The 12,635-nt window shown below is 64.0% G+C and carries 12 protein-coding genes; 7 read left to right on the plus strand and 5 right to left on the minus strand.

Translation table 11 applies throughout. The annotated features are described in order from the left end of the window. The first annotated feature begins 6 nt into the window (after nt 1-6). The 3 genes from fer to hisD all read left to right on the plus strand — a co-directional run bounded on the left by fer (nt 7) and on the right by hisD (nt 2,709). Nucleotides 7-636 carry a ferredoxin Fer gene (gene fer, locus SVXhr_RS05660; protein ID WP_275740248.1) on the plus strand — a complete coding sequence of 210 codons (630 nt, stop codon included), beginning with the start codon at nt 7-9 and terminating at the stop codon, nt 634-636. A 79-nt stretch (nt 637-715) separates the two neighbouring features. Further along, on the plus strand, nt 716-1,348 hold the full coding sequence (locus SVXhr_RS05665; RefSeq protein ID WP_275740250.1) for a helix-turn-helix domain-containing protein: 633 nt from the start codon (nt 716-718) through the stop codon (nt 1,346-1,348). Between the two features lie 86 nt (nt 1,349-1,434). Further along, the gene (gene hisD, locus SVXhr_RS05670) at nt 1,435-2,709 is read left to right on the plus strand and encodes a histidinol dehydrogenase (RefSeq protein WP_275740252.1); all 1,275 of its coding nucleotides are present in this window, start codon (nt 1,435-1,437) and stop codon (nt 2,707-2,709) included. Between the two features lie 17 nt (nt 2,710-2,726). Here the strand turns inward: hisD and SVXhr_RS05675 are convergent, their stop codons facing one another. Genes SVXhr_RS05675 through SVXhr_RS05685 form a run of 3 tightly spaced genes read right to left on the minus strand, consistent with a single transcriptional unit; the run spans nt 2,727 to nt 6,730 of the window. Then, on the minus strand, nt 2,727-3,689 hold the full coding sequence (locus SVXhr_RS05675; protein WP_275740254.1) for a 3-hydroxyacyl-CoA dehydrogenase family protein: 963 nt from the start codon (nt 3,687-3,689) through the stop codon (nt 2,727-2,729). A gap of 42 nt (nt 3,690-3,731) precedes the next feature. Next, nucleotides 3,732-4,448, minus strand: a complete 717-nt coding sequence (locus tag SVXhr_RS05680; RefSeq protein WP_275740256.1) for a bacteriorhodopsin — start codon at nt 4,446-4,448, stop codon at nt 3,732-3,734. Further along, on the minus strand, nt 4,445-6,730 hold the full coding sequence (locus SVXhr_RS05685; RefSeq protein WP_275740258.1) for a methyl-accepting chemotaxis protein: 2,286 nt from the start codon (nt 6,728-6,730) through the stop codon (nt 4,445-4,447). Before SVXhr_RS05685 ends, SVXhr_RS05680 begins: the two co-directional genes overlap by 4 nt. 159 nt (nt 6,731-6,889) lie before the next feature. Here SVXhr_RS05685 and SVXhr_RS05690 point away from each other — a divergent pair, with 159 nt between their 5' ends. Further along, nucleotides 6,890-8,374, plus strand: a complete 1,485-nt coding sequence (locus tag SVXhr_RS05690; RefSeq protein ID WP_275740260.1) for a serine/threonine protein kinase — start codon at nt 6,890-6,892, stop codon at nt 8,372-8,374. 69 nt (nt 8,375-8,443) lie between these two features. After that, nucleotides 8,444-9,175 (plus strand): hypothetical protein, encoded by a 732-nt coding sequence (locus SVXhr_RS05695; RefSeq protein ID WP_275740262.1) that lies wholly within the window; start codon nt 8,444-8,446, stop codon nt 9,173-9,175. On the opposite strand, the gene SVXhr_RS05700 is transcribed toward SVXhr_RS05695, so the two are convergent. After that, nucleotides 9,172-9,834: a glycerophosphodiester phosphodiesterase gene (locus SVXhr_RS05700; RefSeq protein ID WP_275740265.1), complete on the minus strand. Its 663-nt coding sequence runs from the start codon at nt 9,832-9,834 to the stop codon at nt 9,172-9,174. The two genes, SVXhr_RS05695 and SVXhr_RS05700, sit on opposite strands and share 4 nt — an antisense overlap. A 128-nt stretch (nt 9,835-9,962) precedes the next feature. Between SVXhr_RS05700 and SVXhr_RS05705 the strand changes: the two genes are divergently transcribed. Together SVXhr_RS05705 and SVXhr_RS05710 are read left to right on the plus strand one after the other, a co-directional pair. After that, nucleotides 9,963-10,940, plus strand: a complete 978-nt coding sequence (locus SVXhr_RS05705; RefSeq protein ID WP_275740267.1) for a permease — start codon at nt 9,963-9,965, stop codon at nt 10,938-10,940. Nucleotides 10,941-11,106: 166 nt separating this feature from the next. After that, on the plus strand, nt 11,107-12,171 hold the full coding sequence (locus SVXhr_RS05710; RefSeq protein ID WP_275740269.1) for a hypothetical protein: 1,065 nt from the start codon (nt 11,107-11,109) through the stop codon (nt 12,169-12,171). 100 nt (nt 12,172-12,271) lie between these two features. On the opposite strand, the gene SVXhr_RS05715 is transcribed toward SVXhr_RS05710, so the two are convergent. Next, nucleotides 12,272-12,607 (minus strand): hypothetical protein, encoded by a 336-nt coding sequence (locus SVXhr_RS05715; RefSeq protein ID WP_275740270.1) that lies wholly within the window; start codon nt 12,605-12,607, stop codon nt 12,272-12,274. Nucleotides 12,608-12,635 lie beyond the last annotated feature (28 nt).

Genomic DNA, 12,635 nt, shown 5'->3' on the forward strand with positions numbered 1-12,635 from the left:
CCGCGCGTGCCGTCGCCGTACCAGATCCTGGAAATCGACCGGGCTGCGAGCGAAGATGCCATCCACCGTGCGTACCGCCGTCGCGTCAAGGAAGCCCATCCGGACCAGGGTGGCTCGGCAGCCGAATTTCGGGCGGTCCAGTCCGCCTACGAAGCGTTGCTCTCACAGTGCCGCGAGGACGGGGACAAACAGGCCCGCTCGGATCAGTCAGTCGCACACGTCACTGTCGAGTATCTCGATTACGATGTCCTGGACGATCACGGCTGGGATCTCGATGACGAGGATCTTTTCAGCAAGGCCGCCGGTGCGGATCTCGGTGGGGCTGAGCACGGGACGTTTTCAGTGACGTCCGAACGAACCCTGCTGGAATCCGCCGAAGCGACCGGTCACGAGTGGCCGTACTCCTGTCGCGGTGGGGCCTGTGCCAACTGTGCCGTGGCCGTACTTCGGGGGGAACTCTCCCAGCCGGTTAATCACATTCTGCCGGCCGACGCCATCGACCGCGGGATCCGCCTCTCGTGTGTCGGCGAACCGATCACCGACGAACTCACAGTCGTCTACAACGTCAAGCACCTGCCGTCGATCGCCGACCTCCGACTCCCGCCGCGGCCCGCCGACAGTCGCGGAATCGACTGACTCGACAGGGGCCGGGCCGATAAAATCCGCATTTGACCCATCGGCACACCCTTTACAGTGGCCGTTTTATCGATCGATCATGGGGAAGTTACTGCCACGCCGTGGTGAGCGGGCCGAGACCGCCGAGGAGCCGCGGGTGCTCGGCCTCAACGAGGGTGCTGCTGACGAGGCGTTTGCCGCCCTCTCCTCGGAGACGGCTCGTCGAGTCCTCTCACTGGTCTATGAGGAGCCCCGAACACCTGTCGAGATCCGCGAAGAGATCGGCACGTCGCTGCAGAACGTCCATTATCACATCGAGAAACTCGAGTCTGCGGATCTGATTGAGTCCGTCGGTACCGATTATTCAGTGAAGGGCAACGAGATGAACGTCTACGCGCCGACCAGCGAGGCGCTCGTCCTCGTCGCGGGTGAGAAAGCCGACGAATCGCTGCTAAAGAGAGCCGTCAGTCGACTGCTGGCTGGTGTGGGCGTCCTCGCCGCCGGGGCACTGGCGTTCGGATTCGCCGCCCAGCAGTTCCTGGCCGAGTCTGGGGTGGACGGAACTGATGGACAAAGCGGGACCGTCGGTGCGATGGACGCCGAAGCGACCGAATCAGCCGCTGAAGCCGCCGACCCGTCGACGCTGCTGACTGAGCCTGCTGTCGCCTTCTTCCTCGGCGGCGCGTTCGTCCTCGCTGTCGTCGGTGTCTGGTGGTACGCACGCAGGCGTTGACGGGTTCAGTGAGTCCTTCACTGTCGATAATCGCCATAGCGACGGATAGCAAGTAGTTTGTGACCTCGTCTGGAAGGCTACGGCGTATGGACGTACAGTCCATTTCCGACCTTTCGGACCGACGGCGGCGAGCGCTCTTCGAGCGAGATTCCGGGATCGGCGAGATCCGCGAGGACGTCCAGGGGATCGTCGAGACGGTCCATCATGACGGCGACGAGGCCCTCCGGGAGTTCAGTCGCCGATTCGACGGTGTCGAGCTTTCGGACTTCGACGTCACCGAGGCGGCCGCCGCGGCATACGAGTCGATCGACGACGAGATTCGGGAGGCCATCGAGACGGCCGCCGACAACATCCGCGCGTTTCACGAACGCCAGGTACCCGAGGACTGGGCGGTCGAACCGAGCGAGGGGCGGGAACTCGGTCGGAAGTACTACCCGCTCGATTCGGCAGGGGTCTACGCACCTGGCGGTACGGCCGCCTACCCCTCCAGCGTGTTGATGGGCGTCGTGCCCGCGAAGGTCGCCGGCGTCGAACACGTCGCCGTGGCGACCCCGCCCGCTGAGGAGATCAACCCGGTCACGATGGCGGCGATGCACGCCGCCGGCGCGGACGCCGTCTACCAGATCGGCGGCGCACAGGCGATCGCCGCGCTCGCCTACGGCACCGAGTCGATCGACCCCGTCGACGTGATCGTCGGCCCGGGAAACCGATGGGTGACTGCCGCAAAGGCCGAAGTACGGGGCGACGTCCGCATCGACATGCTCGCCGGCCCCAGCGAGGTGCTGACGCTGACTGACGCGACGGCAGATCCCGAGATCGTCGCTGCCGAAGTGGTCGCACAGGCCGAACACGATCCCAACGCCGGCGTCGTCGCGGTGACGCCCGACGCTGCCCACGCCGAAGCGGTCGCCGATGAGATCGATCGCCAGGCACCCGAGCGCGAACGCGAGGAGATCGTCCGTGAGGCCCTTGCAAACGACGCCAGTGGCGTTTTTCTCGCCGATTCGATGGACGAGGCGGTCGCGTTCAGCGAGGACTACGCGCCCGAGCACATCTTCGTCCACGCGGCGAACGAGCGCGATCTGCTCGACCGGATCACGAATTACGGGAGTGCGTTCGTCGGCGAGTTCACGCCGGTTGCCGCGGGTGACTACGCTAGCGGTACCAACCACGTGCTCCCGACAGGCGGCTCGGCAGCGATCGCCAGCGGACTCTCGGTTGACAACTTCGTCCGTCCGGCAACCTATCAGCAACTCTCCGAAGAAGGGCTCGAAACGCTCCGGGAGACGATCACGACACTGGCCGAGGCTGAAGGACTCGAAGCCCACGCCCACAGCGTCGAAACGCGCTTTGAGGACTGAGCCGGGGACCACGCCACTTACCGAACCGTAGAGTCGGCTTCGTCGACCGGTTGATCGTCCTCCCACTCGCGGAACCCGGACCCTGTTTTTTCGCCGAGTTCGCCGGCTTGGACTTTTGCCCGGAGAATCGCCGGGGGCTCGAAGCGCTCGCCGAGTTCAGCGGCGAGTCCGTCGAGTGTTTCCAGACGATTGTCCAGTCCGGCCCGGTCGGCGGCGGCCAGCGGTCCCTCGGCGTGCCCGAATCCCCCTTCGATGACAGCGTCGATCGCTGCGGGCGCGGCCACGTCAGCTTCGACGGCGCGCATCGCCTCGGCTTCGAGCGCGAGTTGGAGCCGACTCGATATTCGCCCCGGTGCGTCGTTGACGACGACGGGTGTCCACCCCAATCCGTCGAAAAACCCGGTCGTGGTGTCGACGGCTGCGTCATCGGTCTGGACAGCCCGGACCACCTCGATGACGGCACTAGCTTGCGTATCCGCCTGCGCCGGAGAACCGGGGACGACCATCGAGAGCCCGATCGCGCGCTCGGGGTTTTCCAGCGCGGCTGCCGCGGCGGTCGGGTCAGCGACGTCAGCCTGGATCGCGATGGTGGTCCCGTCGTCGAGGCGCTCTTCGACGCCGGCGAGGCGACGGCGGACCGTTTCGAGGTCGTCTGCCCGTGTTTCGATCACGATGTCCGCGTCGCCGACGGCGGTGTCGAGATCGGTTGTTCCATCGACGCGGTCGAGTCGGTCGGTCAATTCCGACTCGACCTGATTGTGGAGCGCGTCTTCGAGCGCGTCGACCGCATCCATCACTGCGCTGGCATCGGACCCATACAGCGTGACAGCCGGCGACTGGCCGGCGGCGTCCGAATCCCCAGTGTCTACCGTGCCTGTTTCGCCCGGTCCTGTATCGGACGACTCTTTGCCATCTCCAAAAAGACACGCGCGGGCGAATCGCTGACCCACCGCACCCGTTCCAAGGATCGCAACGTCCATGGGAAGTGGATCGACGGCGGGGCCGATAAGCGTTTGTCCCGGTCAGTCGTCGCCGGACCCGTATCCGGTCGCGTCGGCGACATCGAACGTTTCCAACGTCCCCAGGCCGTTCAGCGCGATCAGGCCGAAGCCGACCTTGGCCACCACGTCGATGTAGGTGATGACCAGCGACGCGGTTTCGTTGTCCATGAATCCGTAACCGGTCGGCGCGAGCAGCCAGATGATCGGATAGACGAGCCAGAGCACGATCACGAAGTTCCGGAGCTTCCGGTAGAGGCCCGCCGTCACGTCGTCGCGCTCCGCTGCGTCCTTGGCGGCCTCGATCACCAACAGGTAGACGACGCCGACGAACGCCAGGCTGCCGGCGATGAAGAACAGTTCCTTCAACGGCGTCGCGAAGACTGCGCCGAGAAAGCCCAGCACGATCGTCGCTGCCTGCAGCGCCGCGGCTTTCGCGATCAGCCGCCGCCCGGCCCCCGCGATGAGTGCGATGAAGACCACGTGCAGCGGCGTCGTCAGCAACCAGTCGACGTATCGCGGGACGAAGAGCTCCGCCCCGCTCGCCGTCGTGATCTCGCCGATGCCGAGGGCCATCAGTCCGTAGGCGACAGTCGCGATCAGCGTGACCACGACGACGTCGGCGTACTCGCGGTGCCGATCGCTCGAGAGAGTGACGAACCCGTAGGCGAGGCCGACGCTGCCAAGCGCCATTCCGAGCGTTCCGAGCGTAAACCAGAGTGTGATGTCGATGTCGATCATGCGTTATCCACCGTTGTTGCTTTTCCGCTGATTCCCGCATCCCCTGTCGATTGCTCGACCTCGAAGCGGTCAAGCAGCGACTGGAGTTCGTCGGCCCGATCGAGCAGGTCACCGGCCGAAGCCGTCACTTCCGCGATGGAGTCCGTCTGCTCGTCGGCTGCACTCGCGACCGTGTCTGCTTCCGTGACAGTCTGCTGGCTAATCGCCGTCAGGTCGTCGACCATCGCCATGACCTGCTGGGCCGTCTCCGCCTGGTCGCCCGTGGCGGCGTCGATCTCCTGGATCCCCTGGTCGGCCTCCTCGGCGCGCTCGACGATCGTCTCCAGGGAGTCGACCGTCTCGGTCACCGTTTCGACGCCGGCGGCCATCCGCTCGCTGGTCGCCTCCATCGTCTCGACGGTCTCGCCGGCCTGGGCCTGGATCTGTTCGATTCGCGCCTCGATGTCGCCGGCCGCTTCTTTGGTCTCTTCGGCGAGGTTCTTGACCTCGTCGGCGACGACAGCGAACCCTTCGCCGCCGTTCGAATGGGCGGCCTCGATCGAGGCGTTGATCGCGAGCATGTTCGTCTGCTCGACGATCTCGGTGATCACGTCGACGATCTCGCCGATTTCGTCCAAGTCGGCGTCCAGGTCGTTGATCGCCTGTCTGGTTCGCTCGGTTTCTTCCTCGATCGCATTCATCTCCTCGATCGCATCCTCGGCCGCCTGGCGACCGGTCTCACCGACTTCGGCCGCCTGCTGGGAGGTCTCGGCGACCTCCTGGGCCGAGCTGGCGACCTCCTCGGCCGAGGCCGAAAGCGTCTCCATCTCCGCGGCGATGTCCTGGAGGCGCTCGCTCTGCTCGCTCGCACCGTCGAAGATTTCGTCGATGGACTGGCTGACCTGGCGGCTGGCTTCACCGACGCGATCGGCGTTCCGGCGGACGCTATCACTCGATCGGGAAACCTCGTCGGCGAACGCTTCGACATCGGCGACGGTCGTCTCCAGGGCCTCAAGTGCGGCGTTGAGTTCCTCGCCGACAGTTGCCATCGCGTCGTTTTCGCTGTCGGGGTCGACCCGCTGGGTCAGATCGCCGTCGGCGACCCGATCGAGCACTTCACCGTAGGCAGTCGCCTTCGCTTCCAGATGCGTCGAAAGATCTTCCATCTCAGCGCGCTCGCGCTCTGCATCTTCTCGTGCTGCTTCGGCTTCTTCCTGGGCTGTCTCGGCCTCGTCGATCTTGGCTCTGAGCGAGTCGCGCATCTCCCCGAAGGAACGATACAGCGTTCCGATCTCGTCCTCCCGCTGGGTCGTGAGATCGACCTCGAGATCGCCCGCACCCATCTCACTCGCGCGGCTTGCGAGTCGACGCAGGGAGAGGGCCGTGTTCGAGCCGATCGTGACGCCGATCAGTCCCAGGTTGATGATCGCGAGCAACACCAGACCCAGCAGATCGGAATTGATCTGCGCCGAGAGGGCGTAGGCCGCGTCGGCCGGCTGCTGGGTCAGCACCGTCCAGTCGTGGCTATCCATCGCTGTCACCCCCATCACAGTGTCCCCCTGGCGGAGAAACGACCCGTTGGTCGCGTTGGCCGAATCGATCGCCTCGCCGTCGTACGATTCGAGGATCTTACTCGCGTTGGGATGGGCGACGTATTGCCCGTTGCCGTCCACCACGACGGTCGATGTCTCCTCGCTCGTCGAGAGGCCCGCCGCCCGAGATTCGAGATCGATCATATAGACCAGCGCGCGATCCTCGGCACCCTCGATCGGCGAGAGGACAGCCACGATCGGATGGTCGACGATGGGTACTGAGAACGGCTGGGAAATGTAGACGTCGTTTGGGCTGTCGAAGGTCGGCGGATCAGTCGCAAATGCCGCGCCCTGATCGGCCGGATTGACGCCCTCCATGGCGTCGCTCGAACTGGCCAGGAACTGCATGTCGGCCGTATCGAGATAGTGGGCGGCGACGACATCGCCGGGCAGGTCGCCGTCCGCGATCATCCCATCGAGTTCTCGACCTATCTGATCGGCGTCACCCGAAGCGAAGACGGGGAGTTTCGTCGTCGTTCTGACGTCTCCCTCGACGGCTGATAGCCACGTTTCGAGTTGATCGGCCTGTGCATTCGACTGTGTCATCAGCTCCCGTTCGACGTCGTTGCGCAGTTCACCCGACGTCTGGGCACTGATGACCCCACCGAAGGCGATCATGATGATCACTGCGAACGCGAGGGCCACCCCGAGCCGTGCGGTGTACCGTTCGCGCACGAACGAAGGGAGAGCTCCGTTGCGTTTCTCTGGCATTGTGCAACGCGACGATTCGAATTACCGTAAATGGTGACTTCCTATTCTCAGGCCTGATAACTTGGGGCTGGCCAGGCTCCCTTCGACCGTGTTGAACATACCGAAACGCTGATATTCCTCCCCGATGAGATTCAGCTAACACACACTACGTGGTACCATATGGCGGACGCCGGCGATACGCGGAGTCCAATCGAGACAGTCCAGTCGGTCCTTGCTGAGCCAGCGGACAGCGCCGATCTCCTGCCGTATCTGGTCGGGTTACTTGACGAAGACGAGTCAGCGGTCCGACTCGCCGGCGCGTTCGCACTCTGCGTGATCGCCGTTGCCGACCCCGACTCAGTTACGTATGTCACCGGTCGCCTGTCCGATCGCCTCGATACCGACAACGCGGAGGCGGAACTCGTCTTTGAGTACCTCGCCACGACGTTCCCGCGACGGGTCGATGCGGGACTGGGGGACGGCACCCGCCAGGAGCGTGACGGTCGGGAGAAGACCCAGGGGGACGCGGATGTGCCTCCGTCCAGGGACTCGCCGACGGACGAAGTCGGGCGGGTTCGGCCGCCGGGTGTTGGCTTCGATCCCCGAAACGTCGAGCCGAACCCGAGCGTCATCGATCCGGCGGATCCACAGCGTCACGACGATCCATCCCGCGAACAGACTGGGGGTGGATCGGACACCGGTGAGGCGGCGTCGGCCGATGTGGGGGGCCGATCGCCACAGCTGAGTACCGCGGATCGGCAGCGATGGAACGAACTGTTCGAACAACTGTCCGATATCGTCGCGTACAGTCGGTTCGACGAGTTGATGATGCTGTCGGGCCAGCAACGCGGTCGGTACGCCGATGTGGCACGCGTCCTGACGGTTGCCGACGGGAGCGAGCGTGCCCTTGGGATGCGGTTGTTCCACCGGCCGCCGTCGGACGCCCCGGAGTCGTTCCGTACCGAACTCGGGAACGCACTCGATCGTTGGCAAGGGATCGATGAGCACCCCCACATCGCCACCGTCTTCGACTGGAACCGCGCGCCACAGCCCTGGGCGGCGACTGAACTCTTCGAGGCGACGGTCGCCGATCGTGTCGAGCCGGTCGCTCCCGCCGCTGCGTTCGCGATCGCGATCGACATTGCCGACGCACTCGCATACGCTCATAGCCACGGGGTGGTCCACGGCGGACTCGATCCGCACACGGTTGGGCTTCCGGGCGTCGCGGACGAGCGAACCGAGAATACGGGAGCGACACTCCTCAACGTTGGCCTGCTCGAAGTGTATCGCTTTCACGTCACGCCGGCTTCGTGTCTCGATCCGCGATACGCGGCCCCCGAGTACTACGATCGGCAGTTCGGCCGGATCGATCACACGACCGACGTCTATCAGCTGGGGGCACTCCTTTACCGACTCCTCACTGGTCGACCCCCGTTTCTCGGCGAGTTCGACGCAGTTCGTGACGACATCTTGAACGCAGCCCCACCGACGCCGTCGCTCCAGACCGACGTCCCGGAGGCCGTCGACAGCGTGGTCACCAAGGCGATGGCCAAACGCACGCTCCGGAGATACGAAACGATAAATGACTTGCGGCAGGATCTGGTGCGTGTGCACGACGAGTTAACCGGACGTGGCGGCGATCGTAAACGGAGTGACCTGTCGTGACTGAGCGGGCGGGGTGGCAACGATGACCGATCGAGTGATCGCGTCGGACTTCAGGATCGGTGACTGGACATGATCGGCGGCGGGAACCTCTCGCTGCAGGAGATCGCCGGGAACCCGAACCTGACCTTTATCTATTTCGTCGGGTTCGTACTGATCGGTGTGCTCGGCATCCGGTTCGGGGTGTATGCCCTCTGGAACCGGCGGGCGAGTCAACTACCGTCCCAGGCGTCGATCTGGACGCATCTCACTGGTGTGGGCGCGGCGGCCTCCCTCTATGGTCTGGTCGGTGTCCTCCAGATCATCACGCCGGAGATGCCGGCCATCCGGCGGCCGATCCTGCTCGCATTCGTCTTCCTGCTTGCGTTGACGATGCGGCTCATCGCCCGCCAGGGGACGCCGGCGAACGACGAGGCTGACGACGAAGTGACCGCTCGCCAGCCGGCAGTCGCGTTCTCGCTCGTCGTCGTTGCGGTATTGGTGGCCGAACTCGCGGGCGTCAAGGAGGGGATCGTCGTCGGGATTGCGGGGATCGGCGCGGTGGTTTTCGCCGGATACGGCTTCTGGCACGGCCGAACACAGCTATCCCGGTCGATGGTCCAGGGGACGATGCTCGATACGCTGTTGCGTCATCTTCTGCCGGTGCTGGCGTTCGGTGCCTTCGTCCCGGCAGTCGAACTCGTGACCCTCGTGGGGATCGACCGCGCGATCATCCTCCACGTCCAGATCGTCTTCGTGATCATGGCCGCGACGGCGCTGATGACTGCGAACATCAAGCTCCGGCAGAACCTCGCGCGGCTCTAATGGCCGGGACAGGCCGTCGGTTCCTCGGCGACGATCCCGTCGACGTCCATCTTTTCCAGTGACTCCGCGCGTTCGATGTCGTTGATCGGCCAGGCATAGACGGACAGGTCCGACCGATGGGCGCGTTCGATCAGCGCGAAGTCGATGAGTCGCCAGTGGGGAGCGATCCCCGCACATCCGATGCCGGCCGCGCGCTCGATCGCGGCTTCGGAGGCGTCCTCGACGATCAACACGACCGGCCAGTCGGTCGTCTCCGCGGCGGTCCCAACCACGTCCGTGTCGAACGACGAGAGCCAAACATCGACGTCCGTCCCCGCGACGGCCGCCTGGATGTCCTCGATCAATCCTGACTCCTTGAGTTCTAAGTTCAATCCGACGGCCGGCGGCACAGCGTCAAGAACAGCAGACAACGTCGGCACACCTTCCCCGGAGCCGTCGACGTTCATGGCCGCGAGTTCCTCGACCGAATAGTCCGCAACCGCGCCCGTCTCGTCGGTGAGCCGATCGACGGCCTCGTCGTGAAAGACGACCAGTTCGCCCGACCCACATCGTCGGACGTCGACCTCGATCATGTCCGCCTGCGCGGCCGCTTGCCGGACGGCTGTCAGGGTGTTCTCGGGGTAGAGCCCGGCGAAGCCACGGTGAGCGATACAGCGCATACTGTCCGTTCCGCGCCCACCCTGAAAGGGCTTTTCGGGGTGGGTCCCGCGAGTGCGATCGATCGTCTCGGCGAGATGGCCCACAATAAATACCTATAATCCTGGCGCTTGAACCAACGCATGAACATATGAGTGGGGACGGGCCATCGACGAACACTGAGGAACCAGCACCCGGCGACGAGAACGGGTTGGTCGCAACGTACCGGCGATACGTCCGATCCGACGTCAGTCGCAGGGAGATCTACAGCGGCTTCGGGTTGTTCTTTGCCGGCGTGACGCTCGGTATTGCCGCGTTCGTCGTGTTTCTGTACAGTGGGACCTATCCCACCGGATCCGAGCCCTACTGGTACATTCGCGAGGTTGCGATCGTCGCCGGGTCACTGATGGTTCCCGCCGTCTCGTTGAGCGTCGTCATCCTGCTGCCGGTTGGACGTCGAACGCGCGCGGTCAGCGCGGTCGGAACGATCATCATCCTCCTGTCGGTCGTGTGGTTCACGCAGGTCTATCCCTGGCAGTGGAGCTCGGCCAACGACATGAGTGTGATCAGCCTCTACGCCGCGGGGGTCGCGTTACTCGTCGGGGCGACGGGGGCTGCGTTAGTTGCCCAGTACGTCGATCGGGTCACCGAACAGCCGGGCGAGGATGCCCAGGCCGGCGGCCAGGAGTCCTCGACAGACGACGTCAGCGATGAGGACGTCCGTGCGGACATCGACGACGCGATGGCTGATTCCTCGTTGACGTGGGGCGGCGTCGAGACTGAACCGACCACGAAACGGCTCAAATTCGACATGCCTGATGCCGCGGAGGTGGGCAACGTCGACGAAACTGTCGATGCTGTCACGGAGACCAGATCCGCCAGTGGATCCGTCGACGACGCAGTCGACGGGTTGCGAAAGCTCCAGGGTGGAGAGGATGCGACGGCACGGGCGGAGAGTCCTGACGAGCAGGTCTCCGCGCTTGCAGCGATGCGCGAGCAACAACAGGCCGAGGCCGACGTCGAGACTGGGGTCGAGCGCCCGGGCCTGATTGCTCGCCTCCGAGAACGAGTGTTTGGCGGTGACGGCGAAGGGCGACTCGCGGCACTCCGGCGACGACTGTTCGATTGATTTTCGGGCTCCGCTTATCGGTCAAATCCGACGCGGTACGACGAGACCGCCACGGACGCCCCTGTCGGGGGAACTTGGATCAGGTCGGCAGGACCGGGTTCACTGTTTCGTCATGCGAAATGAAAGTATGATAAATTATTTCTAACCCCTGGTGCAATGTCCCCTCATGGCAAAGGGACTTGACGTGGGGACGATGAATCTCCTGTCCGCCAGACAGGAAGGGAACGAAACGGTCTTCGTGCAACAGCGTAACTCGTTCGTCGAGATCGACTACAGCGACATGGCCGATCAGATGCTGTCTCGCAGCGACGTGTTGCACATCCGAAAGGACGATAAGGTGTATATCGTCGGGGACGACGCGCTCAACTTCGCGAACATCTTCAACGAGGAGACGCGCCGGCCAATGCAGGCGGGGATTCTTTCGAGCGACGAGAAGTCGGCGATTCCGATGATCAAGCTCATCACCGAACAGGTGGTCGGTGATCCCCAGTATTCAAGCGAGCGACTGTTCTTCTCGGTGCCGGCCGATCCGATCGACGACGACACCTCAACGTTGTATCACCAGAAGACCGTCGAGTCGCTGCTCAGCGACATGGGGTACGATCCCGAGCCGATCAACGAGGGGATGGCGGTCATCTACTCGGAACTGGCCGACAAGGAGTTCACCGGGCTGGGCATCAGCTTCGGGGCCGGCATGACCAACGTCTGCCTGTCGTACTACGCGGTGCCGGTCATGAAGTTCTCGATCGCCCGGGGTGGCGACTGGATCGACGAGAAGGCGGCCCAGGCGACCGGCACGCCCGTCGACAAGGTCACCTCGGTCAAGGAGGAGGACTTCGCGCTCGACTTCGAGACCGACGTGGGCGGGATCGAAGGTGCGTTGAGCATCTACTACGACAACCTGCTCGATTACGTCATCGAGAACATCATCAACGAGGTCGACGAGGAGGACATCGAGGAGGGGCTTGACGTCCCAGTCGTCGTCACCGGCGGGACCTCGACGCCGGACGGCTTCGAGGAACTGTTCGCCGAACGGCTCTCGGAAGCGGACCTGCCGTTCTCGATCCAGGGCGTCGATCGGGCCGATAACCCGCTGTACAGCGTTGCCCAGGGTGCCCTGGTGGCTGCCCGCTCGGAGGAAGAGCGCGACGGCACGAGGGCCGCAGTCGAGGCTGACGACGAAGTGGAAGACGAGCCAGAAGCGGAGGCGGAAGCCGAAACCGACGACTGAGGTCTCTTCACAGTTCGGTTTTTTGACCCGAGACGTAGCGATGCGTCCACGGACGAGACAGAGGCGGACGCGGACGCCGAAAGTGACGACTACGGTCTCGTCACGCTTCGTTTTCTGACTCGGTATGGAGCGACGCGGCTACGGTCACCGTCTCTTCGAAGTCGTCGATTTCGACTCGGGACTCCGTCTCGAAATCCGGATCGTCGACCGGGACTCGAACGCCTTCTTCCCGGACGACCAGACAGGTGTGCTCCGCCGAGAGATTCTCATTCTCGAACCGTTCCATCGCCCGATCCCAGCTTTCGGGGGCGGCCCCTTCATACCGGTGTGATGCTGGAACCCCACTGAACCCACAGGAATCACAGACCACAGCCGTCGCTTCGGTTCCTCCGACAGCGAAAGTCTCCAGGTTCCCCCCGCAACGTGGACACTCCATACGAACACTTAGGACTGTATGGTAATGA

Origin of the sequence: Halorhabdus sp. SVX81 (assembly GCF_029207715.1) — an archaeon.
Taxonomy (GTDB): domain Archaea; phylum Halobacteriota; class Halobacteria; order Halobacteriales; family Haloarculaceae; genus Halorhabdus.